General features: G+C 70.5%; 27 protein-coding genes. 20 read left to right on the forward strand and 7 right to left on the reverse strand.

The genetic code is table 11. From position 1 onward, the window contains the following. Positions 1-37: 37 nt before the first annotated feature. From ASF35_RS12735 to ASF35_RS12780, 10 genes are all read left to right on the forward strand, one after another. The gene (locus ASF35_RS12735; RefSeq protein WP_055968055.1) at positions 38-736 is read left to right on the forward strand and encodes a metalloregulator ArsR/SmtB family transcription factor; all 699 of its coding nucleotides are present in this window, start codon (positions 38-40) and stop codon (positions 734-736) included. Further along, on the forward strand, positions 733-2157 hold the full coding sequence (gene sufB, locus ASF35_RS12740) for a Fe-S cluster assembly protein SufB (RefSeq protein WP_055968058.1): 1425 nt from the start codon (positions 733-735) through the stop codon (positions 2155-2157). The genes ASF35_RS12735 and sufB overlap by 4 nt, the downstream gene beginning before the upstream one ends. Beyond that, positions 2154-3374 carry a Fe-S cluster assembly protein SufD gene (sufD, locus tag ASF35_RS12745; RefSeq protein WP_055968061.1) on the forward strand — a complete coding sequence of 407 codons (1221 nt, stop codon included), beginning with the start codon at positions 2154-2156 and terminating at the stop codon, positions 3372-3374. The genes sufB and sufD overlap by 4 nt, the downstream gene beginning before the upstream one ends. Before the next feature lie 4 nt (positions 3375-3378). Beyond that, positions 3379-3732: a non-heme iron oxygenase ferredoxin subunit gene (locus ASF35_RS12750; protein ID WP_055968598.1), complete on the forward strand. Its 354-nt coding sequence runs from the start codon at positions 3379-3381 to the stop codon at positions 3730-3732. 5 nt (positions 3733-3737) lie between these two features. Continuing rightward, on the forward strand, positions 3738-4499 hold the full coding sequence (gene sufC, locus ASF35_RS12755) for a Fe-S cluster assembly ATPase SufC (RefSeq protein ID WP_055968063.1): 762 nt from the start codon (positions 3738-3740) through the stop codon (positions 4497-4499). Between the two features lie 8 nt (positions 4500-4507). Further along, positions 4508-5794, forward strand: coding sequence for a cysteine desulfurase (locus ASF35_RS12760; protein ID WP_304438664.1), 1287 nt, complete (start codon positions 4508-4510; stop codon positions 5792-5794). 3 nt (positions 5795-5797) lie between these two features. After that, the gene (sufU, locus tag ASF35_RS12765) at positions 5798-6259 is read left to right on the forward strand and encodes a Fe-S cluster assembly sulfur transfer protein SufU (protein ID WP_055968068.1); all 462 of its coding nucleotides are present in this window, start codon (positions 5798-5800) and stop codon (positions 6257-6259) included. After that, positions 6256-6630 carry a metal-sulfur cluster assembly factor gene (locus ASF35_RS12770; RefSeq protein WP_055968071.1) on the forward strand — a complete coding sequence of 125 codons (375 nt, stop codon included), beginning with the start codon at positions 6256-6258 and terminating at the stop codon, positions 6628-6630. The genes sufU and ASF35_RS12770 overlap by 4 nt, the downstream gene beginning before the upstream one ends. Before the next feature lie 152 nt (positions 6631-6782). Beyond that, positions 6783-7586: a hypothetical protein gene (locus ASF35_RS12775; protein WP_055968074.1), complete on the forward strand. Its 804-nt coding sequence runs from the start codon at positions 6783-6785 to the stop codon at positions 7584-7586. 129 nt (positions 7587-7715) lie between these two features. Then, positions 7716-9314 (forward strand): ABC-F family ATP-binding cassette domain-containing protein, encoded by a 1599-nt coding sequence (locus tag ASF35_RS12780; RefSeq protein WP_055968076.1) that lies wholly within the window; start codon positions 7716-7718, stop codon positions 9312-9314. Here ASF35_RS12780 and ASF35_RS12785 read toward each other — a convergent pair. Next, entirely contained in the window at positions 9287-10057 is a 771-nt protein-coding gene (locus tag ASF35_RS12785; RefSeq protein ID WP_055968078.1) for an SURF1 family protein, read from the reverse strand. The genes ASF35_RS12780 and ASF35_RS12785 overlap by 28 nt on opposite strands. A gap of 69 nt (positions 10058-10126) precedes the next feature. On the opposite strand from ASF35_RS12785, the gene moaA reads away from it, so the two are divergent. Further along, positions 10127-11113: a GTP 3',8-cyclase MoaA gene (moaA, locus tag ASF35_RS12790; protein WP_055968082.1), complete on the forward strand. Its 987-nt coding sequence runs from the start codon at positions 10127-10129 to the stop codon at positions 11111-11113. Positions 11114-11143: 30 nt separating this feature from the next. On the opposite strand, the gene ASF35_RS12795 is transcribed toward moaA, so the two are convergent. The 3 genes from ASF35_RS12795 to ASF35_RS12805 are packed head-to-tail and all read right to left on the reverse strand — an operon-like array spanning position 11144 to position 12360. Continuing rightward, positions 11144-11743: a hypothetical protein gene (locus tag ASF35_RS12795; protein WP_055968086.1), complete on the reverse strand. Its 600-nt coding sequence runs from the start codon at positions 11741-11743 to the stop codon at positions 11144-11146. Positions 11744-11771: 28 nt separating this feature from the next. Continuing rightward, positions 11772-11981 (reverse strand): hypothetical protein, encoded by a 210-nt coding sequence (locus ASF35_RS12800; protein WP_055968088.1) that lies wholly within the window; start codon positions 11979-11981, stop codon positions 11772-11774. Then, positions 11974-12360 carry a DUF3099 domain-containing protein gene (locus ASF35_RS12805; RefSeq protein ID WP_055968090.1) on the reverse strand — a complete coding sequence of 129 codons (387 nt, stop codon included), beginning with the start codon at positions 12358-12360 and terminating at the stop codon, positions 11974-11976. Before ASF35_RS12805 ends, ASF35_RS12800 begins: the two co-directional genes overlap by 8 nt. A gap of 53 nt (positions 12361-12413) precedes the next feature. Here ASF35_RS12805 and ASF35_RS12810 point away from each other — a divergent pair, with 53 nt between their 5' ends. After that, positions 12414-12629, forward strand: coding sequence for a dodecin (locus ASF35_RS12810; RefSeq protein WP_055968093.1), 216 nt, complete (start codon positions 12414-12416; stop codon positions 12627-12629). A gap of 13 nt (positions 12630-12642) precedes the next feature. Here ASF35_RS12810 and serB read toward each other — a convergent pair whose 3' ends face one another. Then, positions 12643-13896 (reverse strand): phosphoserine phosphatase SerB, encoded by a 1254-nt coding sequence (gene serB / locus ASF35_RS12815; protein ID WP_055968095.1) that lies wholly within the window; start codon positions 13894-13896, stop codon positions 12643-12645. A 126-nt stretch (positions 13897-14022) separates the two neighbouring features. Between serB and ASF35_RS12820 the strand changes: the two genes are divergently transcribed. From ASF35_RS12820 to ASF35_RS12830, 3 genes are all read left to right on the forward strand, one after another. Continuing rightward, positions 14023-14829 carry an ABC transporter ATP-binding protein gene (locus ASF35_RS12820; RefSeq protein WP_055968099.1) on the forward strand — a complete coding sequence of 269 codons (807 nt, stop codon included), beginning with the start codon at positions 14023-14025 and terminating at the stop codon, positions 14827-14829. A gap of 89 nt (positions 14830-14918) precedes the next feature. Beyond that, a complete protein-coding gene (locus tag ASF35_RS12825; RefSeq protein WP_235492963.1) occupies positions 14919-15374 on the forward strand; it encodes an NfeD family protein in 456 nt (151 codons plus the stop codon). Continuing rightward, positions 15371-16483 (forward strand): SPFH domain-containing protein, encoded by a 1113-nt coding sequence (locus ASF35_RS12830; RefSeq protein WP_055968102.1) that lies wholly within the window; start codon positions 15371-15373, stop codon positions 16481-16483. Before ASF35_RS12825 ends, ASF35_RS12830 begins: the two co-directional genes overlap by 4 nt. A 60-nt stretch (positions 16484-16543) precedes the next feature. On the opposite strand, the gene ASF35_RS12835 is transcribed toward ASF35_RS12830, so the two are convergent. Next, positions 16544-17071: a YbhB/YbcL family Raf kinase inhibitor-like protein gene (locus ASF35_RS12835; protein ID WP_055968105.1), complete on the reverse strand. Its 528-nt coding sequence runs from the start codon at positions 17069-17071 to the stop codon at positions 16544-16546. A gap of 85 nt (positions 17072-17156) precedes the next feature. Here ASF35_RS12835 and ASF35_RS12840 point away from each other — a divergent pair, with 85 nt between their 5' ends. Beyond that, positions 17157-17960, forward strand: a complete 804-nt coding sequence (locus tag ASF35_RS12840; protein ID WP_055968106.1) for an RNA methyltransferase — start codon at positions 17157-17159, stop codon at positions 17958-17960. 18 nt (positions 17961-17978) lie between these two features. Here the strand turns inward: ASF35_RS12840 and def are convergent, their stop codons facing one another. Then, positions 17979-18578, reverse strand: coding sequence for a peptide deformylase (gene def, locus ASF35_RS12845; RefSeq protein WP_055968109.1), 600 nt, complete (start codon positions 18576-18578; stop codon positions 17979-17981). A 211-nt stretch (positions 18579-18789) separates the two neighbouring features. Here def and ASF35_RS12850 point away from each other — a divergent pair, with 211 nt between their 5' ends. The 4 genes from ASF35_RS12850 to ASF35_RS12865 all read left to right on the forward strand — a co-directional run bounded on the left by ASF35_RS12850 (position 18790) and on the right by ASF35_RS12865 (position 22314). Beyond that, positions 18790-20097 (forward strand): acyl-CoA dehydrogenase family protein, encoded by a 1308-nt coding sequence (locus tag ASF35_RS12850; RefSeq protein ID WP_235492964.1) that lies wholly within the window; start codon positions 18790-18792, stop codon positions 20095-20097. A 14-nt stretch (positions 20098-20111) separates the two neighbouring features. After that, on the forward strand, positions 20112-21338 hold the full coding sequence (locus ASF35_RS12855; protein ID WP_055968117.1) for an acyl-CoA dehydrogenase family protein: 1227 nt from the start codon (positions 20112-20114) through the stop codon (positions 21336-21338). Positions 21339-21436: 98 nt separating this feature from the next. Beyond that, positions 21437-21898, forward strand: a complete 462-nt coding sequence (locus tag ASF35_RS12860; RefSeq protein ID WP_055968120.1) for a MarR family winged helix-turn-helix transcriptional regulator — start codon at positions 21437-21439, stop codon at positions 21896-21898. 53 nt (positions 21899-21951) lie between these two features. Continuing rightward, positions 21952-22314: an FKBP-type peptidyl-prolyl cis-trans isomerase gene (locus ASF35_RS12865; RefSeq protein WP_055968123.1), complete on the forward strand. Its 363-nt coding sequence runs from the start codon at positions 21952-21954 to the stop codon at positions 22312-22314. Positions 22315-22340: the final 26 nt, after the last annotated feature.

Consider the following 22340-nt stretch of genomic DNA (forward strand, 5'->3'; position numbering starts at 1 on the left):
CGGGAATCATTAACGGCACACTGGTGTTGTGAAATACATGCGTGCGGAGGAGATGTCGGCAGTCGTCGATGACGCCCCCACGCGCGAACGCGTGGCGACGTCGATCCTGGAGCACGGTCCGTCGACCGCTGCGGACCTCGCACGGCGCCTCGGGCTCACGCCCGCAGCCGTGCGTCGCCACCTCGACCTCCTCCTGGCCGACGGGGTCGTCGCCCAGCGCCAGCCCCGTGCCACCACGGGCCGTGGGCGAGGTCGTCCGGCCAAGGTCTTCATGATCACCGATGCCGGCCGCGACACGTTCGCGCACGCCTACGACGACCTCGCGGTCGACGCCCTCGGCTTCCTCGCCGAGACCGCCGGAGATGGCGCGGTCGTCGAGTTCGCCGCACGACGTCTGCGTGGTCTCACCGAGAAGTACCGCCCCCTCGTCGACGCCGCACCGGTCGACGAGCGCCCCCGCGTGCTGGCCGAGGCGCTCAGCGCCGACGGCTTCGCCGCGTCGGCCGGCACCACGCCGGCCGGCGCCCAGATCTGCCAGCACCACTGCCCGGTCGCGCACGTGGCCGCGGAGTTCCCCCAGCTGTGCGAGGCCGAGACGGCGATGTTCGCCGAGCTGCTCGGCTCGCACGTGCAGCGGCTCGCCACCATCGCCCACGGCGACGGCGTGTGCACGACCCACCTGCCCCATCCCCCTTCCCAAGCCACTGGTCCCACCACAGAGAGGGTGTCGTCATGACGACCAACTCGATCGAAGAGCTCAACCCCGGGCTCAAGGACGTCGGACGTTACGAGTTCGGCTGGTCCGACGCCGACGACAAGGGCGCGAACGTCCAGCGCGGTCTGTCCGAGGAGGTCGTGCGCAACATCTCCGGCCTCAAGGACGAGCCCGAGTGGATGCTCGCGCAGCGACTCAAGGGCCTGCGCCTGTTCGGCCGCAAGCCCATGCCCGTCTGGGGCGCCGAGCTCGACGGCATCGACTTCGACAACATCAAGTACTTCGTGCGGTCCACGGAGAAGCAGGCCGCCACCTGGGACGACCTGCCCGAGGACATCAAGAACACGTACGACCGGCTCGGCATCCCCGAGGCCGAGAAGCAGCGTCTCGTCTCCGGCGTCGCCGCGCAGTACGAGTCCGAGGTCGTCTACCACTCGATCCGCGAGGACCTCGAGGAGAAGGGCGTCCTCTTCCTCGACACCGACACCGCGCTGAAGGAGCACCCCGAGCTCTTCGAGGAGTACTTCGGCACCGTCATCCCCGTCGGTGACAACAAGTTCTCGGCGCTCAACACGGCCGTGTGGTCCGGCGGCTCGTTCATCTACGTGCCCAAGGGCGTCCACGTCGACATCCCGCTGCAGGCCTACTTCCGGATCAACACCGAGAACATGGGCCAGTTCGAGCGGACGCTGATCATCGCCGACGAGGACTCCTACGTCCACTACGTCGAGGGCTGCACCGCGCCGATCTACTCCAGCGACTCGCTGCACTCGGCCGTCGTGGAGATCGTCGTCAAGAAGGGCGCCCGCGTCCGGTACACGACGATCCAGAACTGGTCGAACAACGTGTACAACCTGGTCACCAAGCGCGCGGTCTGCGAGGCCGGCGCCACGATGGAGTGGGTCGACGGCAACATCGGCTCCAAGGTCACCATGAAGTACCCGGCCGTCTACCTGATGGGCGAGCACGCCCGCGGCGAGACGCTGTCCATCGCCTTCGCCGGCGAGGGTCAGCACCAGGACGCCGGCGCCAAGATGGTGCACGCCGCGCCGCACACGTCGAGCTCGATCCTGAGCAAGTCGGTGGCACGCGGTGGCGGTCGCACCTCCTACCGCGGCCTGCTGCAGGTCATGGAGGGCGCGCACGGCTCGGCCAGCACCGTCAAGTGCGACGCGCTGCTGGTCGACCAGATCAGCCGTTCCGACACCTACCCGTACGTCGACGTCCGCGAGGACGACGTGACGCTCGGGCACGAGGCCACCGTCTCGAAGGTCAGCGACGACCAGCTCTTCTACTTCATGCAGCGTGGCATGGAGGAGGACGAGGCCATGGCGATGATCGTCCGCGGCTTCGTCGAGCCCATCGCGCGCGAGCTCCCCATGGAGTACGCGCTCGAGCTGAACCGTCTCATCGAGCTGCAGATGGAGGGAGCCGTCGGATGACCCTCACCGACACCGACCGCACGGTCGAGAACATCGAGCAGGCGCTGGAGCTCGACCACGTCCAGTCTCACCTGCACCCTGTCCCGTCCTACGACGTCGCCACGCACCCGGTGCCGACGGGTCTCGAGGAGATCTGGCGCTTCACGCCGCTCAAGCGGCTGCGCGGTCTGCTCGAGGGCTCGCCGTCCGACGCGTCGCTCACGTGGGACGAGCAGCTGCCCGAGGGCGTCACGCTCACCCGCATCAGCACGCAGGAGGCGCAGGCGCTCGCCGTGAACGCCCCGTTCGACCGTCTGGGTGCGCTGGCCGTGGCCAACGCCGGGGGAGCGGTGCTGCTCGACGTCCCCGCCGACACCGAGCTCAGCGAGCCGGTGCGTCTGCGGCTCACCGGTGACTCGGTCGAGTCCACGGTGTGGGGCCACGTCGTGGTCCGGGTCGGCGCGCACGCCAGGGCCACGGTCGTCATGGACCACGCCGGCAGCGCCACGTACGACGCGTTCACGCAGGTCGTGGTCGCCGACGGCGGGTCGCTCGACCTCGTCACGGTCAACGACTGGGCCGACGACGCCGTCCACGCCGGCCAGTACAACGTGCGGGTCGGGCGCGACGCCTCGGTGCGCGCCTTCGAGGTCTCCCTCGGCGGAGACCTCGTGCGCACCAACGTCAACGTCGACTACGCCGGTCCTGGCGGCAGCGCCGAGCTGCTCGGCGTGTACTTCGCCGACGCCGGCCAGCACATCGAGCACCGCCAGTTCATCGACCACACGGCGCCCCGCACGCGCAGCAACGTCGAGTACAAGGGCGCGCTGCAGGGCCAGGACGCCCACACGGTGTGGGTCGGCAACGTGCTGATCCGCAAGGTCGCCGAGGGCATCGACACCTTCGAGCAGAACGACAACCTCGTCCTGACCGACGGCGCCAAGGCCGACTCCGTGCCGAACCTGGAGATCGAGACCGGTGACATCGCCGGTGCCGGTCACGCCAGCACCACGGGTCGCTTCGACGACAACCACCTGTTCTACCTGCAGAGCCGGGGGATCGAGGAGTCCGAGGCCCGTCGTCTCGTCGTCCACGGGTTCTTCAACGACATCATCCGTCGGATCGGTGTGCCCGAGCTGCAGGAGCGGCTCGTCGCGGCCATCGAGGACGAGCTGTCCGGTGCGGACCTGTCGAAGCTGGACCGCCGCCCGGAGGCCCCGACCGAGGCCGGTGCCTGAGCCGATGAGCGAGCAGCAGACCGACCAGCAGGTCGGCGGACCGCGGTTCGCCGCACCCCTCGACGTCCTCGTCGAGGGGACGGCGACCCCGGTGACCGTCGACGGCGTCGACATCGCCCTCGTGCGCGACGGCGACGACGTCTACGCCATCCGCGACGAGTGCTCGCACGCCGCCATCCCTCTCTCCGAGGGGGAGGTGGAGGGCTGTGAGATCGAGTGCTGGCTGCACGGGTCGCGGTTCGACGTGCGCACCGGCTCGCCCCTGAACCTGCCGGCCACCGAGGCCGTGCCCACCTACCCCACGACCATCACCGACGGACGCGTCCTCGTCGACGTCTCCGCCCCCACCAGGAGCTGAACCACATGAGCACCCTCGAGATCAAGAACCTGCACGTCACCGTCAAGACCGAGGAGGGCGACAAGGAGATCCTCCGCGGCGTCGACCTCACGATCAACAGCGGCGAGGTCCACGCCATCATGGGCCCGAACGGCTCGGGCAAGTCCACGCTGGCCTACTCGATCGCCGGTCACCCCAAGTACACCGTCACCGAGGGCGAGGTGCTGCTCGACGGCGAGAACATCCTCGAGCTCAGCGTCGACGAGCGTGCGCGGGCCGGGCTCTTCCTGGCCATGCAGTACCCCGTGGAGGTCCCGGGCGTGTCGGTCGCGAACTTCCTGCGTACCGCCAAGACCGCCATCGACGGCGAGGCTCCCAAGCTGCGCACGTGGGTCAAGGACGTCAACGCCGCCCTGGAGCGCGTCACGCTCGACCCGACGTTCGCGCAGCGCAGCGTCAACGAGGGCTTCTCCGGTGGTGAGAAGAAGCGGCACGAGATCGCCCAGCTGGAGCTGCTCAACCCGAAGTTCGCCGTGCTCGACGAGACCGACTCCGGACTCGACATCGACGCCCTGCGGGTCGTCTCCGACGGCGTCAACCGGTACACCGGCCAGGGCGACCGCGGGCTGCTGCTCATCACGCACTACACGCGCATCCTGCAGTACATCAAGCCCGACCACGTGCACGTCTTCGTCGCCGGCCGCCTGGCCGAGTCCGGCGGCCGCGAGCTGGCCGACCAGCTCGAGGCCGAGGGCTACGACAAGTACGTGAAGGCCGCGGCGGTCTGAGCATGACGGTGAGCACTGCCGTGTCCTCGGTGGCGAACGGTGCGGGCTACGACGTCGAGGCGGTCCGCAAGGACTTCCCGATCCTCGAGCGCACCCTCGCCGGCGGACTTCCGCTGGTGTACCTCGACAGCGCCAACACGTCGCAGAAGCCGCGCCAGGTCGTCGACGCCATCGAGCAGCACTACCTGCAGCACAACGCCAACGTCGCCCGCGCCATGCACCAGCTGGGTGCCGAGGCGAGCGAGGCGTTCGAGCTCGGCCGCACGAAGGTGGCCGACTTCATCGGTGCGCCTCGTCGCGAGGAGGTCGTGTTCACCAAGAACGCGTCCGAGGCCCTCAACCTGGTGGCGCGCGTGCTCGGCGACGCCGGCCCGGGGCACGAGCACGGTGTCGGGGAGGGCGACGAGGTCGTCATCACCGAGATGGAGCACCACTCCAACATCGTTCCGTGGCAGCAGCTCACCCAGCGCACCGGCGCCACGCTGCGCTGGTTCGGCGTCACCGACGAGGGTCGCCTCGACCTCGACGACCTCGAGTCGCTCGTCACCGAGCGCACCAAGGTCGTCTCGCTCACGTGGGTCTCGAACATGCTCGGCACCATCAACCCCGTCGAGCGCGTCGTCGCCCGCGCCCACGAGGTGGGTGCCCTCGTCGTGGTCGACGCCTCGCAGGCGGTGCCGCAGATGCCGGTCGACGTCGCCGCGCTCGGGGCCGACCTCGTGGTCTTCACCGGCCACAAGATGGTCGGGCCCACCGGCATCGGCGTGCTGTGGGGCCGCTACGACCTGCTCGCCTCGCTGCCCCCGTTCCTCGGCGGCGGCGAGATGATCGAGACGGTCACGATGGCCGGCTCGACGTTCGCCGCTCCGCCGCACCGCTTCGAGGCCGGCACGCCGCCGATCGCCCAGGCGGTCGGCCTCGGTGCCGCGGTCGACTACCTGTCGTCCCTCGGCATGGAGAACGTGGCTGCGCACGAGCAGGCGATCACGGCGTACGCGCTGCAGCGGCTGCAGGAGGTCGACGGCCTCACCGTCGTCGGTCCCACCGAGGCGGTGCAGCGTGGGGGAGCGATCAGCTTCACCCTCGACGACGTGCACCCCCACGACGTCGCCCAGCTGCTCGACTCCCGTGGCGTTGCGGTCCGCGCCGGGCACCACTGCGCCAAGCCGGCGCACCAGAGGTTCGGTGTCCAGTCGACGACCCGCGCGTCGTTCTACCTGTACACGACCGAGGCCGAGGTCGACGCGCTCGTCGACGCGGTCCGGCACACCCAGCGCTACTTCGGAGGGCGGTGACCCATGAGCGACGCCACACAGGTCGACTCGCTGTACCAGGAGATCATCCTCGACCACTACAAGCAGAAGCACGGCGCAGGACTTCGTGACCCGTTCGAGTCCCAGGTGCACCACGTCAACCCCACCTGCGGTGACGAGGTCACGCTGCGGGTCCACCTCGACGGCAGCACCGTCACCGACGTGTCCTACGACGCCGTCGGCTGCTCCATCAGCCAGGCCTCGGCCTCGGTGATGAACGACCTCGTGGTCGGCAAGCCCGTCGACGACGCCCTCGCCGTGCTCGACGCGTTCCAGGCCCTCATGCAGGGCAAGGGTGCCGTCGAGCCCGACGAGGACGTGCTCGAGGACGGCATCGCCTTCGCCGGTGTCGCCCAGTTCCCGGCACGCGTCAAGTGCGCGCTGCTCTCGTGGATGGCGTTCAAGGACGCCACCAGCCAAGCTCTCATCACGCAGGAGGACGCATGAGCGACCCCGTCACCACCCCTGACCACTCCGACCTGCCCGACGTGTCCGCGCCGGCCGGTGCCACCACGGCCGAGGACGTGCTGGAGGCCATGAAGGACGTCGTCGACCCCGAGCTCGGCATCAACGTGGTCGACCTCGGCCTCGTCTACGGCGCCGACGTCGACGAGCACAGCAACACCGTGCTCTCCATGACGCTCACCTCGGCCGCCTGCCCGCTGACCGACGTGATCGAGGACCAGACGCGCGCCGCCCTCGACGGGATCGTCAACGACTTCCGCATCGAGTGGGTCTGGATGCCGCCGTGGGGTCCGGACAAGATCACCGACGACGGCCGCGAGATGCTCCGCGCGCTCGGCTTCAACGTCGGCTGAGCACCAGCACCCTCCCGGTCGCCCCCTGGTCCGTGTGAAGCGCGGACGAGGGGCGCCGTGCCCCGTCACGGCGGCCCGGACCGGTGTGCGCCCGGTACCAGCAGGTTCCGGATGCACGTCCCTTGCCCCAGAACACTCCGTATCCTCGTCGGATGCAGGAGCCGGGGCACGCCGAGGACGCGCCGTCCGACCTGCCGCTGAGCAGGCCCGCGTCGGTCGCCCTGATCGTCGCGTCCAGCACCGCGACGGCACTCGCCGTGCTGACCTCGCCCTGGGGCTCCATCTTCTTCCTGGACGACCTCTTCACCCGCGCGGCGATCGTGGCGCCGATCGTCGCTGGTCTGCTCATCGGAGCGCTGCAGACGGCGGCCTTCGGGGCGCGCCTCACCCTCGTGACGGTCGCCGCGACGACTGCTCTGGCGTCCTGCACGCTGCTGCTCGCGTACCCGGCGGTCATGCACCTGCTCGGGGTCGCTCTGGGGACGGCGCTCGCGTCCTCCGGGCGGCACCTGCCCGCGGTCCGTCGCGGAGCAGCACTCCTGCTCGCTTCCATCACGCTGGGCGCACTCGCGTACGGCATCCCGGTGCTGACGGCCCCTGAACCGCCACTCGTCGACCTCGTCGAGGGCTCGGGCCATCCCACGGTGGTGCTGGAACCGGGCACCAGAGCCCCTGAGATCCTCGATCCGGTGACCGGCGTGCTCGTCGACGTGGGCGGATGCCTGGGACTGGCGTCGCGCGACGGTGGTACCGAGCGACGTCGACTCGTGTTCTGGCCCGAGTCGACCGAAGTACGGACCGACCCGTTCGTCGTCTCCTGGGAAGGTCGCACCTACGGGCTGGGGGACCGCCTGACGATCCGGGCTGCCGTGCTGGAGCGACGGGAGGGGGACCACGTGCACTACGCCGACGAGCTCCCCGATGGCTGCGAGCCGTTCGACATCCTGATGACGTAGATCTCGTCGGTGGAGTGCAGGGACGGCGGACCCGGTCCCGTAGACTCCTCGGGTGAGCTACTACCAGCGGGAGTGACGACCGGACCACGTCCGGCGTTCTCGCACTCCCTCTGACCTGTAAGGCTCCCCATGATCACCGTCCACGACGTGACGCTGCGCTTCGGCGCCCGCGTCCTCATGCAGAACGTCTCCTTCCGTGTCGACAAGGGCGACAAGGTCGGTCTGGTCGGGCGCAACGGCGCCGGCAAGACCACCCTCACGCGGATGCTCTCGGGTGACGGCCAGCCCGCCGAGGGCTCCATCACCAGCTCCGGGAAGATCGGCTACCTGCCGCAGGACCCGAAGTCCGGCGACCTGTCGATCACCGCACGTGACCGCATCCTGGGTGCCCGTGGTCTCGACGAGGCGCTCTCGACGATGCGCAAGGCCGAGCTGGACATGGGTTCGGCCGATCCCGACGTCGCCGAGCGCGCCATGAAGCTCTACGGCCGTGCGCAGGACGTGTTCTCCGCCGGAGGCGGCTACGCGGCCGAGGCGGAGGCTGCGACCATCTCGAACGCGCTCGGCCTTCCCGACCGCGTCCTGGACCAGCAGCTCCAGACCTTGTCGGGCGGTCAGCGTCGACGCATCGAGCTCGCGCGGATCCTGTTCAGCGACGCCGACACCCTGCTGCTGGACGAGCCGACCAACCACCTCGACGCGGACTCCGTCACGTGGCTGCGCGGCTTCCTCAAGACGTTCTCCGGCGGGCTGGTCATCATCAGCCACGACGTCGAGCTGGTCGAGGAGACCGTGAACAAGGTGTTCTACCTCGACGCGAACCGCGCCACGATCGACATCTACAACACCGGGTGGAAGCACTACCTGCGCCAGCGCGAGGCCGACGAGGCCCGTCGCAAGCGGGAGCGCGAGATCACCACCAAGACCGCCGAGCGACTCGTCGCCCAGGGCAACCGGATGCGGGCCAAGGCCAGCAAGGCCACCGCGGCCCAGCAGATGCTGCGCCGCGCCGAGCAGATGATGTCGGGCCTCGACGACGTGCGCCAGGCCGACAAGGTCGCCAAGATCGACTTCCCGAAGCCGGCCGCGTGCGGCAAGACCCCGCTCATGGCCGAGGGGCTCAGCAAGTCCTACGGCGCGCTCGAGATCTTCGCCGGCGTCGACCTGGCGATCGACAAGGGCAGCCGCGTCGTCGTGCTCGGCCTCAACGGTGCCGGCAAGACCACGCTGCTGCGCATGCTCGCCGGGACCCTGGAGTCCGACACCGGCAAGATCCTGCCGGGCCACGGACTGAAGATCGGGTACTTCGCGCAGGAGCACGAGACGCTCGACATGGACCGCACGGTCCTCGAGAACATGCAGCGGACGGCTCCGGAGCTGACCGACACCCAGGCACGCAGCGTGCTGGGCGCCTTCCTGTTCTCCGGCGACGACACCGCGAAGCCCGCCCGGGTCCTGTCCGGTGGCGAGCGGACGCGACTGGCCCTCGCCGGCCTCATCGTCTCGAGCGCCAACGTGCTGCTGCTGGACGAGCCGACGAACAACCTCGACCCCGCGTCCCGCGAGGAGGTGCTCGACGCGATCCGCCGCTACGAGGGCGCGATCGTCCTCGTGTCGCACGACGAGGGTGCCGTCCGCGCGCTCGACCCCGACCGGGTGCTGCTGCTGCCCGACGGCGACGAGGACCTCTGGAACGACGGCTACGCCGAGCTCGTGTCCCTGGCCTGATCGTCGGTCCTGGCATCGGGCCGGCGCCGTTCGAGCCACTCGGCGCGGGCGAACCAGCCGAAGCCGCCGATCGCCAGTGCGGCGAAGAACCACCACTGCAGGCCGTAGAAGAAGTGCGGCCCGCCGCCGAGATCGGGCTCCGGCTCCAGCTCCAGGCCCCCGGTCCCACCGGTCTGGCCGCGCAGGTTCAGGTAGCCCGAGCGGACCGGGTACGGCAGCGTGCTGCCCACGCCGACGCTCGAGATCGACCGGACCTGTCCGTCCACGGGCACCACGGCCTCGTCGCCGGCGCCGTTGTCCGGACGCAGCCAGCCCTCGACCTCCACCCGGCCCGTGGGGGGCGCAGGGACGTCCTCGGGGGCGGCCGAGGTGTTCGCGGTCGGCACCCAGCCGCGGTCGACCAGGACGGCCGTCCCGTCGTCGAGCAGGAGCGGCGTGACGACCTCGGCACCGGGCCGGCCGTCACGGGTGCGGAACTTCACCGTGACCTGGGACGTCGGGTCGTACCGGCCCTCCACGAGGACCCGGGTCCACTCCTGGTCCTTCGCGACCTTCCCACCGGCCGGGACCACCTCGTCGAGCGGGACGGGGTCGATCGCGAGGTGCTTCTCGACGAGCTCGTTGGAGGCGTGGCGCACGTCGCGCTTGTGCCACTGCCAGTCGCCCATGAGCACGCAGACGACCGCGAGAGCCAGCACGGCGAGGAAGAACCCGATCCATCGGGGTGTGAGCAGGAACCGCACGACCCGAACCTAGCCGGGCGGACCGAACGCCCACCGGCAGGGCTGGGCTGCGAACCCTAGGATGGAGCGATGGACCTCGGTGATCGGCACGGACGTGTGGCCACGGACCTGCGCGTCTCGCTCACCGACCGGTGCAACCTGCGCTGCCAGTACTGCATGCCGGCCGAGGGGCTCGACTGGATGCCCACCGCGGAGGTGCTCACCGACGACGAGGTCGTGCGCCTCATCCACGTCGCGGTGACCAGGCTCGGCGTCACCGACGTGCGCTTCACCGGCGGCGAGCCGCTGCTGCGACGCGGCCTCGCCTCGATCATCGCCGCCACCAAGGCCATGCCCGGCTCGCCGCGCACCGCGATCACGACGAACGCCCTCGGCCTGACCCGCACGGCGAAGGCCCTGGCCGCCGCCGGGCTCGACCGGGTCAACGTCAGCCTCGACACCACCGACCCCGAGATGTTCTCGAAGATCACCCTGCGCGACCGGTTCCGCGACGTGGTGGCCGGCCTGGAGGCCGCGGCCGAGGCCGGTCTCGCACCGGTCAAGATCAACGCCGTGCTGCTGCGGGGCCTCAACGAGGACGAGGGTCCCGAGCTGCTCCGCTGGGCCATGGAGCGGGACTACCACCTGCGCTTCATCGAGCAGATGCCGCTGGACGCCCAGCACGGCTGGGACCGCAGCCGGATGATCACGGCCGACGAGATCCTCACACGACTGTCCGAGCACGTCACGCTCACGCCGCTCGACGGACGCGGGAGCGCTCCGGCGGAGCGCTTCCTCGTCGACGGCGGCCCTCACACGGTCGGCATCATCGGCTCGGTCACCAGGCCGTTCTGCTCGGAGTGCAACCGCGTGCGGCTCACGGCCGACGGCCAGGTGCGCACCTGCCTGTTCGCCCGCGAGGAGTCGGACCTGCGGGGCCCGCTGCGCGACGGCGCCGACGACGAGGAGCTGGCGCGGCGGTGGTCGGAGGCCATGTGGGGCAAGCGGCCCGGGCACGGGATCGACGACCCGACCTTCCTGCAGCCGACGCGACCGATGTCGTCGATCGGCGGCTGAAGCAGCACGAGCGACCAGGGATCGGACGACTCAGTCGAAGCCGCGGCCCTTCGTCCAGGTGATCGTGCCGCCCGACCCGTCGAAGTCGACGCGGCTGCCGTCGCCGGCCACCGTCACCGACTCGAAGTCGTCGACGTCGTCGATCGTGCGCACGTCCCACACGTCGGTGACGCCCGCGAGCGCCGCGGCCACGACCTGCTGCGGGGGCTCGCCGTCGTAGCAGTAGAGGCCGAACCCGGCGGTCAGGGCCACCGTGCCGCCGGCCTGCTGCAGCTCGACGCCCTGGCACGGGTCCTCGGACGACTCGACGAGCGTGGCCGGTGCGCTCCAGTCGTCCTGGCCGGCGGGCCGCACCTGGACCACCAGACCGGTCCCGGCGACCAGGTAGGCGGCCACCCGCGCGCCGTCGTCCAGTGCAACCTCGGCGCGGAAGTCCTGCGGGTCCTGCCCCTCGGGAACGACCGGGGAGCCCAGCGGCTCTCCCGCTCCGGGGCTCGAGGTCTGCGACGGAGCGGCGGACGACGTGACAGGCGACGTCGGCGCGGCTGCGGGATCGTCGTCGCCGCCGCACCCGGCGGCGAGGGCGGCGATCAGCAGCAGGGCCGCGGCACGGTGGGGGAGCGGACGCATGCTCCGACCCTAGGCGACGTGCAGCGGGTCACCCGGGGGTGACGTCGTCCTGCAGCGGCAGCGTGTCGCGGTAGAAGTCGCGCGCCGACAGGAACGACCTCAGCGTCGGCTCGTGCTCGTCGCACGCCAACCAGGTCTTGCGCCGGTCCGGCGTGTGGATCTTCGGGTTGTTCCACTCGATCCGGTGCACCGCTGCGGCCGTGCATCCCTTGGACGAGCAGATCAGCTCCTCACTCACGCGGGGCGCCGTCGCCGATCTCGCCGAACGGGGACGGCTTCATCAGGTCGCTCCCGTCGGCCTTGCTGCGCACACCGGCGTTGGCGAGGATGACCGAGGTGTACGGCAGGAAGACCGCACCGACGAACAGCAGGACGCCGAGCCACAGCACGTGGTTCCAGACCAGGACGCCGCCGATGAAGCACAGCGTGCGGAAGCCCATGCTCAGCGCGTACCGCAGCTCGCGTGCGCCGAGCTCGTCGCTGTGGCCCGTGCTCGCCGACGTGATGGAGTAGACCTGCTCACCGCGGCGCTCGGCCGCCTCGTCGCGGCGCTGGGCAGCATCACCGCGGCGCTGTCCTGGGCCTGCTGACGAGGAGTCCGACGGTGTCTGGTTCACTCCTCCAGCGTACGTCGGTCCCGGTCGTCCCGCCGGGCAGGCATGATGTCCCCATGAGCAACCGCACCTACCGCGTGACCGAGATCGTCGGCACCTCCCCGGACGGCGTCACCGAGGCCATCGAGAACGGCATCGAGCGGGCCGGAAGGACGCTGCGCCACCTCGACTGGTTCGAGGTCGAGGGCATCCGCGGCCAGATCACCGACACGTCCGTCTCCCACTACCAGGTGACGATGAAGATCGGGTTCCGGCTCGAGGACGACGAGTAAGGTCCGAGACCCTTCAGGAGCCGTCGGCGTGGTCCTCGTCCGCGTCGGCGGCCTCGACCTCCTCGCGCGTGATGCCGAGCAGGTAGACGATGGAGTCGAGGTACGGCGAGTTGACCGACGTGCGTGCCTGGTCACGCACGACGGGCTTGGCGTTGAACGCGATGCCGAGGCCCGCGGCCGCCAGCATGTCGAGGTCGTTGGCGCCGTCGCCCACGGCGACGGTGTTCTTGATGCCGATCCGCGCCTCCGCGGCGAAGCGTCGCAGTGCCTCGGCCTTCCCGGCGCGGTCGACCACCCGGCCGACGACCCGGCCGGTGAGGCGCCCGTCGACGATCTCGAGCTCGTTGGCCGCCACGTAGTCGATGCCGAGGTCCGCGGCGATCCACTCGATGATCTGCGTGAAGCCGCCGCTCACGAGGGCGAAGCGGTAGCCCAGTCGCTTGAGGCTCCGGATCATCGTGCGCGCGCCCGGCGTGTAGGTGAGCGCGGCGTGGACCTCCTCGAGAGCCGAGGCGGGCACGCCCTCCAGACGCGCGACGCGCTGACGCAGCGACTCCTCGAAGTCGATCTCGCCGCGCATGGCCGACTCGGTGACGGCGGCGACCTCGTCGGCGCACCCCGCGTGCTCGGCCAGCATCTCGATGACCTCGCCCTGGATCAGCGTGGAGTCCACGTCCATGACGACCAGCCGTTGGGCATGGCGCAGGATCCCGCGCTCCTCGACCGCGATGTCGACGCCGTGCTCGTACGCAGCGGCCGCCAGGTCGGCCTGCAGCACGTCGGGGTCGGCGCCCGAGACCTCGAGCCGCAGGGCGGTCACCGGGTAGCGGGCGAGGCGCAGGATGCGGTCGATGTTCCCGTCGGCGGCCTTGATCCGGCTGGTCAGGGCCGTCATGGCAGCCGGCCGCAGCGGGTGGCCGAGCACCGTCACCTGGCTTCGCCCGACGCGGCGCGGGCGGTTGTCACCCACCCCGTGCTCGAGCTCGACGTCCATGCCGAGCTCGGCGGCCACCTCACGCAAGGACCGCTCCATGGGTGCGGGGTCCTGCTCCACTGGCTCGTTCCCTGCCGCCTCGCTCGCCAACGAGACGAGGACGCTCAGCACCAGGCGTCCTCGCACGACCAGCTGCTCGACGTCGACGACCTCGACGTCGAACGGCTCCAGGCACGCGAAGAGCCGGGTCGAGACGCCGCTGCGGTCGGGGCCGGTGAGCGTCACGAGCAAGGTCGGCGAGGTCAGGTGCACGGCTGGCACATGGGGCGTCATCGAGCACGAGGCTATCGTCCGGCCGCCGCCTCGGCGCATGGGACGTCGCGATAGGTTGGACGCATCGCGGCCGAGGACGAACGGCCGCGGCCGACCGCCGGCGAGAACAGTGCAGGAGACCCACTCATGGCCACCGCGTTCCAGCTCGACTCGGTGAGCGTGGTGAGGCCTGGCAAGGTCCTGCTCGACGACGTGTCCTGGACGGTGGGCGAGGACGAGCGCTGGGTCGTCCTGGGCCCCAACGGGGCGGGCAAGAGCACGCTCCTGCAGGTCGTCGGCGCCCACCTGCACCCCACCTCCGGCACCGCGGAGATCCTCGGGCAGCGTCTCGGCCAGACCGACGTGTTCGACCTGCGGACCCGCATCGGGCACAGCGCCACGGCGATCGCCGACCGCATTCCTCCCGCCGAGCGCGTCGAGGACGTCGTGGTGTCCGCCGCGCACGCGGTCACCGGCCGGTGGAACGAGTCCTACGACGAGGACGACCTGACCCGCGCGCACCAGATCATGGGCGAGCTCGGCATCACCCGGCTCGCCGACCGCACCTTCGGCACGTTGTCGGAGGGTGAGCGCAAGCGCACGTTGATCGCCCGCGCGCTCATGACCGACCCCGAGCTGCTCCTGCTCGACGAGCCGGGCGCGGGCCTGGACCTCGGAGCGCGCGAGGACCTGCTGGCGAGCCTGGACCTGCTCTCCTCGACCGAGGGCGCGCCCGTGCTCGTCATGGTGTCCCACCACGTGGAGGAGATCCCGCAGGGCTTCACGCACGTGCTGCTGCTGCGCGACGGCAGGATCGTCGACGCCGGCCCGCTCGAGCAGGTCCTCACTGCCGAGTCCCTCGGACACACCTTCGGCATGCGCCTCGAGCTCGACCACGTCGACGGCCGGTACGCCGCGCGTCGCGCCCAGTACGGGCGCCGTGCGTTGCGGTGATTGCACGGCGATCCGACTGGTAGCGTGACGCACCCGGTGGGGGGCCAGGTCCAGGATCGACGGGCCGCCCCGACGACAGGAGGGCACCGATGATCGAGTGGATGACGGACAACGCCTGGGTGACCTGGGTCGGGATCGCGGTGCTGCTCGCCGTGGCCGAGCTGCTCAGCCTCGACCTCGTCCTGCTGATGTTCGCCCTCGGCGCGCTGGCCGCAGCCGTCGCCGCAGCGGTGGGGGCGCCCTTCTGGGTGGCCATGCTGCTGTTCGGTGTCGTGTCCGTCGGGCTGCTCTTCCTGGCCCGGCCGCCGATCGTCGCACGTCTGCACGCCGGGCCCACCCTGACCACGGGCCATCACGCCCTCGTGGGCCGCACCGGCGTCGTGCTCGAGCCGGTCGGCCCGTTCGGCGGTCGCATCACCCTCGCCAGCGAGGTGTGGTCGGCCCGCACCACCGACGACCGGGAGCTCGAGCCGGGCGCCGAGGTCGTCGTGACCAGCATCGACGGTGCCACCGCCGTCATCACCTCGAAGGAGCCCACCGCATGACCGCCTTGACCATCTTCCTGGTCCTGCTGGCGATCCTCGCCGTCGTCGTCGTGTCGATGACGGTCAAGATCGTCCCGCAGGCCCGAGCCGGCATCGTGGAGCGGTTCGGCAAGTACCGCACCACCCTGACGGCCGGCCTCAACATCGTCATGCCCTTCATCGACAAGGTGCGCTACATGATCGACCTGCGTGAGCAGGTCGTGTCGTTCCCGCCGCAGCCGGTCATCACCGAGGACAACCTGACGGTCTCGATCGACACCGTCATCTACTTCCAGGTCACCGACCCGGTGGCCGCGACCTACGAGATCGCCCACTACATCCAGGCCATCGAGCAGCTGACCATGACCACGCTGCGCAACATCATCGGTGGCATGAGCCTGGAGCACGCCCTGACGAGCCGCGACCAGATCAACTCCGGCCTGCGCGGCGAGCTCGACGGCGCCACCGGCAAGTGGGGCATCCGCGTGAACCGCGTGGAGCTCAAGGGCATCGACCCGCCGCCGTCGATCATCGACGCCATGGAGAAGCAGATGCGCGCCGAGCGTGACAAGCGCGCCGCGATCCTGACCGCCGAGGGTGACCGCCAGAGCCGGATCCTGTCGGCCGAGGGCCAGAAGCAGGCCGCCATCCTCACGGCCGAGGGCCAGAAGCAGGCCTCGATCCTCTCGGCCGAGGGCGAGAAGCAGGCGGCCATCCTCACCGCGCAGGGCGAGGGCCGGGCCATCGAGACCGTCTTCCAGGCGATCCACGACGGCAACCCCGACCAGAAGCTGCTCTCGTACCAGTACCTGCAGACCCTGCCGAAGATCGCGAGTGGCGAGAACGCCTCCACCTGGATCATCCCGGCCGAGCTCACCAAGGCGCTCGGCACCCTCGGCGGGACGGTCGGCACCGTGCCCGTCGACGGCGGCGGCAGCAAGAAGCGGGTCGACCTCGACGAGCCGATCGAGACGGGGACCTCGTCCTCGGGCACCGAGGCGGCCGTCCAGGCGGCACTCGAGGCCGCACGGGCGGCCGAGAAGCCCGGCGTCAGCCCGTCCAAGGAGCCCGACGTCCCGACGTTCGGTGGCGACGAGCCCCCGGCGGATCCCCCCACCCCGACGTCCTGACGGACACGCAGCACGACGACGGCCCCGGAGCACCTCGCTCCGGGGCCGTCGTCGTCGGTGTCAGTGCTGGTACGTGCCGTGCAGGATGGCGCGACCAAGCGTCTTGAAGGCCAGGTTGAAGCCGACGACGGCGGGGGAGGCGTCGCCGTCGACGCCCAGAGTCGGCTCACCCACCGCGTGCACCACGAAGTAGTAGCGGTGCGGCTGGTCACCCTCGGGCGGGGCCGCACCCATGAAGGCCTTGGTCCCGCCGTCGTTGCGCACGTGGAAGGCGCCCTCCGGGAGCGAGGCGTCGTCGGCGCCGGCGCCGGCAGGCAGCGACTTGACGTCGGCGGGGACGTCGACGACCGTCCAGTGCCAGAAGCCCGAGACGATCGGCGCGTCGGGGTCGAAGCACGTGACGACGAAGGACTGCGTGCCCTCGGGCGCACCGCTCCACGAGAGCTGGGGCGAGGTGTCGCCGTGCGCGTTGACCTGGTCGTCCTTCAGCGGGGCGCCGTCGGTCACGTCGTCGCTGGTGACGGTGAAGGGCGCGGCGGCCGGGAGCAGCGGGTAGGGGTCGGGGGTGACGGGGCGTTCGAGGCTCATGCCTCCACGCTAGCGACGACCCCCCGGTCGTGCAGGGCGGTCGTGCGGGGCGATCGGGGCGGGGCGCACGGCCTAGGGTGGTGCGGTGGCCAGGATCGAGCACGTCGAGGACCTCGACGACCCCCGTCTCGGCGACTACCTGGACCTGCGGGACGTGCAGATGCGGCTGGCGCACGAGAGCGAGCACGGCATCTACCTCGCGGAGGGGGAGAAGGTCGTGCGCCGAGCCCACGAGGCCGGGCACGAGGCCGCGTCGTTCCTCATGGCACCACGCTGGCTCGATGGTCTCGCCGACGTGCTCGACGCGAGCGACGCGCCGTGCTTCGTCATGGACGAGAAGCGGATCGAGCAGGTCACGGGCTTCCACGTGCACCGCGGGGCCCTGGCCGCGATCCGTCGACCCGCACCCCTCTCGCCCGAGGTCGTGCTGGCCGCCGCCCACCGCGTCGTGGTGCTGGAGGACCTCGTCGACCACACCAACGTCGGAGCGGTCTTCCGGGTCGCGGCCGCTCTCGGCTTCGACGCCGTGCTGCTCTCGCCGCGGTGCGCGGACCCGTTCTACCGACGCGCCGTGAAGGTGGCCATGGGTGCGGTGTTCTCGGTGCCCCACGCCCGTGCGGACGACTGGTACGCCACGCCGGCCCTGCTCGCCGAGCACGGCTTCACGACCTACGCCATGACGCTCGCCGACGACGCGGTCTCGCTCGAGGACGTGCACGAGGTGCCCGAACGGCTCGCGCTCGTCGTGGGCTCCGAGGGCCCGGGGCTGACGGCGCACTGGCAACGCAGCAGCGACGTGCGCGTGACGATCCCGATGGCGGCCGGCATCGACAGCCTGAACGTGGCGACGTCCGTGGCCGTGGCGTGCTGGCACCTGCGCGGTCGGTGACGGACCGACAGGGAGCGGTCAGTCCTCCTCGATCGACGCCGGGGTGACCGGCCAGTCGTCGGGGTAGGCCTCGGCGAGCTCGTCGTGCCGCTTGTGGAGCTTCTTGCGCGCCTTGGCCGGCACACGGTCGCCGAAGACCGTGCCGAACAGGTGGTCGGTCTCGTGCTGCAGGCAGCGGGCGAGCAGCCCGGTGCCGTGGAACTCCACCGGCCGGCCGGTCTCGTCGAACCCGGTCACGCTCGCGACGTCGGGACGCGAGCACTCCGTGAAGGCTCCCGGGAGCGAGAGACACCCCTCGTCCGCGGTGTCGAGGTTGCGGTCCGCCGTGGCGGGCAGCGTGAGCACCGGGTTCACCACGACGCCCGTGACGCGCACGTCGTCGTCGTCCGGACAGTCGAAGACGAACACCTTGAGGTCGACGCCCACCTGGTTGGCGGCGAGACCGACGCCGTTCGCGGCGTGCATGGTCGCGGTCATGTCGCGCACGAGCGTGGCGAGGGCGTCGTCGAACTCGGTGACGTCCTTCAGCTCGTGGTGCATGACCGGCGTGCCCCACCGGGTGATCGGCAGGACGGTGCCGCCGTCGGGAAGTGGACGGGAAGAGGGGTGCGATGCCACGCGTCACAACGTATCGCGGACCCACTGGCGCCGATGCGTGGACTCCGACCTGTGACGTCGGATACGATCACTACGTCGTACTGCAACTCACAGTTACAGTACGGTCGGACGCAGCACCACCGGCACGACCCCCACCAGCACCATCCCCAGCCGTCCTGGGCGGGAAACCCTCTCGACCCGATCCACCCTTCGTCCCTGTCAAGGAGACCCCGTGGCGAACCGACCAGACCCCATGGGCATCGGTCTTGCGGTGCTCAACCGCATCGCGAGCTCACCGGCCATCGACAAGCTCGGCCTGCGCAAGGCCACCGAGCGCGCCGTCTACCAGGGCGCCAAGTCCGGCTTCCAGGTCGCGGCCAACGCCAACCGCACGTTCAAGCGGGTCAAGGGCTCGGGCAAGCCGAAGCGCCTCGACGCCACGAGCGACAGCGGTCTGTTCGACCTGACGCCCACCGAGGACCAGCAGATGATGGTCGACGTCATCGGCGAGTTCGCGTCCGAGGTCCTGCGCCCCGGTGCCGAGGCCGCCGAGAACGCCGACGACACCCCGAAGGAGGTGCTCGACCAGACCACCGAGTTCGGCCTCACGCTGCTGAACGTCCCCGAGTCCCTCGGCGGGCTCTCCGAAGAGCGCTCGGCCGTCACGGGCGTGCTCGTCAACGAGGCGCTCGCCTACGGCGACATGGGCCAGGCCGTCGCGTGCCTCGCGCCCGCCTCCGTCGCCACGGCCATCTCCCTGTGGGGCACGGACGAGCAGCAGCAGACGTACCTGCCGGCCTTCACCGGCGACGACGTCCCGGCGGCCGCCCTCGCGATCGCCGAGGCGCGCACGCTGTTCGACCCGTTCGAGCTGCAGACGACGGCGACCGCGACCGACGGCGGCTACCGCCTCGACGGCATCAAGTCCGGCGTGGTGCGCGGCACCGAGGCCGAGCTGTTCGTCGTGGGGGCCGTCCTCGACGGCAGCCCGCGGCTGTTCGTCGTGGAGTCCGGCACCAGCGGGATCTCGCTGGCCGCGGACCCCTCCATGGGTCTGCGTGCGGCCGGGCTCACCCGCCTGCGCCTCGACGGCGTCGTGGTCCCCGAGACGGCGCTGCTCGGCTCGACCGACGACTACCGCGAGTGCGTCCGGCTCTCCCGCCTCGCGTGGGCGGCCCTGGCCGTCGGCACCGGACGCGCGGTGCTCGACTACGTCAAGGAGTACGTGAAGACCCGCGAGGCGTTCGGCGAGCCGATCGCCCACCGTCAGGCCGTCGCCTTCATGGTGGCGAACATCGCGATCGAGCTCGAGGGCATGCGCCTCGTGACGCTGAAGGCCGCCTCGCGCGCCGAGCAGGGTCGCGACGCCTCCCGCGAGATCGCCCTCGCCCGTCGCCTGGCGAGCGAGTACGGCATGAAGATCGGCACCGACGGCGTCCAGCTGCTCGGTGGGCACGGCTTCGTCAAGGAGCACCCGGTGGAGCGGTGGTACCGCGACCTGCGGGCCGTCGCAGTCCTGGAAGGAGCAGTCCTCGTCTGAGGGCGGACCACATCATGATCAATCTCGACACCCCCAAGAAGTTCCGCGGGTTCGTCCAGCAGGCCCACGAGGTCGCCGACAACTTCCTGCGCGCCAACTCCCGCAAGTACGACCTCGCCGAGCACTCCTACCCCAAGGAGCTCGACCTGCTCGCCTCGCTGATCGACGGCATGGGCGACTCCGGCCAGGGCCAGGGCGCCGGTGCGGCCGGCGTCCGCCGCACCGAGGACGAGGAGATCAAGGGCAAGGGCAAGAACGCCGTCAAGAACGGCACCAACCTCTCGTCGGTCCTCTCCGTCATCGAGATGTGCTGGGGCGACGTCGGACTCCTGCTGTCGATGCCGCGCCAGGGCCTGGGCAACTCCGCCATCGCCTCCGTCGCGACCGACGAGCAGCTCGAGAAGTTCAAGGGCACGTGGGCGGCCATGGCGATCACCGAGCCGGGCTGCGGATCGGACTCCGCGGCCATCCGCACCACGGCGATCAAGGACGGCGACGAGTACGTCCTCAACGGCGAGAAGATCTACGTGACCTCCGGCGAACGGGCCGACTCCGTGGTCGTGTGGGCCACGCTCGACCCCAAGCTCGGTCGCGCGGCGATCAAGAGCTTCGTGGTGCCGAAGACCCTGCCCGGCATCCGGGTCGAGCGTCTCGAGCACAAGCTCGGCATCCGGGCGTCCGACACGGCCGTCATCGTGCTCGACAACTGCCGTGTGCCGGCCGCGAACATCCTCGGCAACGAGGAGATCGACACCAAGCAGGGCTTCGCCGGTGCGATGGCGACCTTCGACAACACCCGGCCGCTCGTGGCCGGGATGGCCGTCGGCGTCACGCGGGCCGCGTTGGAGCTCACCCGCGAGCTCCTCGAGGATGCGGGCGTGGTCGTCGACTACGACCGTCCCGCGACGTCGCAGTCCTACGCGGCGGCGACCTTCCTGCAGATGGAGGCCGACTACGAGGCGGCGCTGCTCCTGACCCTCGAGGCGGCCTGGCTGGCGGACAACCGCAAGCCGAACTCCATGGAGGCCTCCATGTCCAAGGCCAAGGCCGGTCGGGTCGGCAACGAGATCACGCTGCGCTGCGTCGAGCTCGCCGGCACCCTGGGCTACGGCGAGACCGAGCTGCTCGAGAAGTGGTCACGCGACTCCAAGATCCTCGACATCTTCGAGGGCACGCAGCAGATCCAGCAGCTCATCGTCGCTCGACGACTGCTGAACCTCACGTCGTCCCAGCTGCGCTGAGACCCGACGTCCCCGGGTCCGAGGCCCCGTCACCGCGGTGACGGGGCCTCGGCGTGTGCGGGGGAGGCCGCGGTAGGACCCCCACCTAGGATGTGCGCATGGATCGGGAGCTGCCGCCGGACTTCGACGTCGACTACCAGCTGACACGGCTGGTACGGCAGGTCCGTGCGCGCTCGCTGCGCAACCTGGCCTCGATCCACGAGGAGCTCGACTACAGCACCTTCGTGCTGCTGCTCGCCGTCGTCGACGCCGGCACGGGCGAGGGCGAGGGGGTGCGAGCCTCCGAGCTCGCGGACTCGCTGCACGTGCACAAGTCGACGGTGAGCCGCGCGGTCCGACTGCTGGAGACGATGCAGCTGGTCGACCGCACGCCGCACCCCGAGGACGGGCGCGCCCACGTGCTGAAGGCGACGCCGGAGGCCACGCGCCGCGTCGACGCCTACCGCGAGAACAGCCACGCCCGCCTCGCGGCCGCTTTGGAGCACTGGGAGCCCACCGAGCTGCGCACCTTCGCACAGCTCCTGGGCCGGCTCAACGACGCCCTCGGCGTGGAGGACTGACCGTCCCACGGGACCGCGCAGCGGCGCTGGCACGGTGTGCGAGGATCGACGGCATGACCTCCAAGCCTGAAGTGGACTTCATCGAGGGCCCCGCGCCCACCGAGCTGCAGATCAAGGACATCGTCGTCGGCGACGGCGCGGAGGCGACGCCCGGCGGCGTCGTCGACGTGCACTACGTCGGCGTCGAGTTCGACACCGGTGAGCAGTTCGACGCCTCCTGGGACCGCGGCCAGTCCGCGCGCTTCCCGCTCACGAGCCTCATCGGCGCCTGGCAGCAGGGCATCCCCGGCATGAAGGTCGGCGGACGCCGCCAGCTCGTGTGCCCGCCCGAGCTCGCCTATGGTCCCGCCGGTGGCGGCCACCGCCTGTCGGGCAAGACCCTCGTGTTCGTCATCGACCTGATGGGCGTCGGCTGACCGCCCGTCCCCACCCGATCCACCAC

Source organism: Aeromicrobium sp. Leaf291, from assembly GCF_001423365.1.
In the GTDB taxonomy this organism is placed as follows: domain Bacteria; phylum Actinomycetota; class Actinomycetes; order Propionibacteriales; family Nocardioidaceae; genus Aeromicrobium.

Coding starts and splice junctions, on each gene's coding strand:
- ASF35_RS12770 (WP_055968071.1), top strand. CDS start 6,256: ATGAGCGACCCCGTCACCACCCCTGACCACTCCGACCTGCCCGACGTG.
- ASF35_RS12855 (WP_055968117.1), top strand. CDS start 20,112: ATGATCAATCTCGACACCCCCAAGAAGTTCCGCGGGTTCGTCCAGCAG.
- serB (WP_055968095.1), bottom strand. CDS start 13,896: ATGACGCCCCATGTGCCAGCCGTGCACCTGACCTCGCCGACCTTGCTC.
- ASF35_RS12820 (WP_055968099.1), top strand. CDS start 14,023: ATGGCCACCGCGTTCCAGCTCGACTCGGTGAGCGTGGTGAGGCCTGGC.
- sufD (WP_055968061.1), top strand. CDS start 2,154: ATGACCCTCACCGACACCGACCGCACGGTCGAGAACATCGAGCAGGCG.
- ASF35_RS12750 (WP_055968598.1), top strand. CDS start 3,379: ATGAGCGAGCAGCAGACCGACCAGCAGGTCGGCGGACCGCGGTTCGCC.
- ASF35_RS12775 (WP_055968074.1), top strand. CDS start 6,783: ATGCAGGAGCCGGGGCACGCCGAGGACGCGCCGTCCGACCTGCCGCTG.
- sufB (WP_055968058.1), top strand. CDS start 733: ATGACGACCAACTCGATCGAAGAGCTCAACCCCGGGCTCAAGGACGTC.
- sufC (WP_055968063.1), top strand. CDS start 3,738: ATGAGCACCCTCGAGATCAAGAACCTGCACGTCACCGTCAAGACCGAG.
- ASF35_RS12835 (WP_055968105.1), bottom strand. CDS start 17,071: ATGAGCCTCGAACGCCCCGTCACCCCCGACCCCTACCCGCTGCTCCCG.
- ASF35_RS12795 (WP_055968086.1), bottom strand. CDS start 11,743: ATGCGTCCGCTCCCCCACCGTGCCGCGGCCCTGCTGCTGATCGCCGCC.
- ASF35_RS12810 (WP_055968093.1), top strand. CDS start 12,414: ATGAGCAACCGCACCTACCGCGTGACCGAGATCGTCGGCACCTCCCCG.
- ASF35_RS12865 (WP_055968123.1), top strand. CDS start 21,952: ATGACCTCCAAGCCTGAAGTGGACTTCATCGAGGGCCCCGCGCCCACC.
- ASF35_RS12860 (WP_055968120.1), top strand. CDS start 21,437: ATGGATCGGGAGCTGCCGCCGGACTTCGACGTCGACTACCAGCTGACA.
- ASF35_RS12780 (WP_055968076.1), top strand. CDS start 7,716: ATGATCACCGTCCACGACGTGACGCTGCGCTTCGGCGCCCGCGTCCTC.
- moaA (WP_055968082.1), top strand. CDS start 10,127: ATGGACCTCGGTGATCGGCACGGACGTGTGGCCACGGACCTGCGCGTC.
- ASF35_RS12735 (WP_055968055.1), top strand. CDS start 38: ATGCGTGCGGAGGAGATGTCGGCAGTCGTCGATGACGCCCCCACGCGC.
- ASF35_RS12830 (WP_055968102.1), top strand. CDS start 15,371: ATGACCGCCTTGACCATCTTCCTGGTCCTGCTGGCGATCCTCGCCGTC.
- ASF35_RS12825 (WP_235492963.1), top strand. CDS start 14,919: ATGATCGAGTGGATGACGGACAACGCCTGGGTGACCTGGGTCGGGATC.
- sufU (WP_055968068.1), top strand. CDS start 5,798: ATGAGCGACGCCACACAGGTCGACTCGCTGTACCAGGAGATCATCCTC.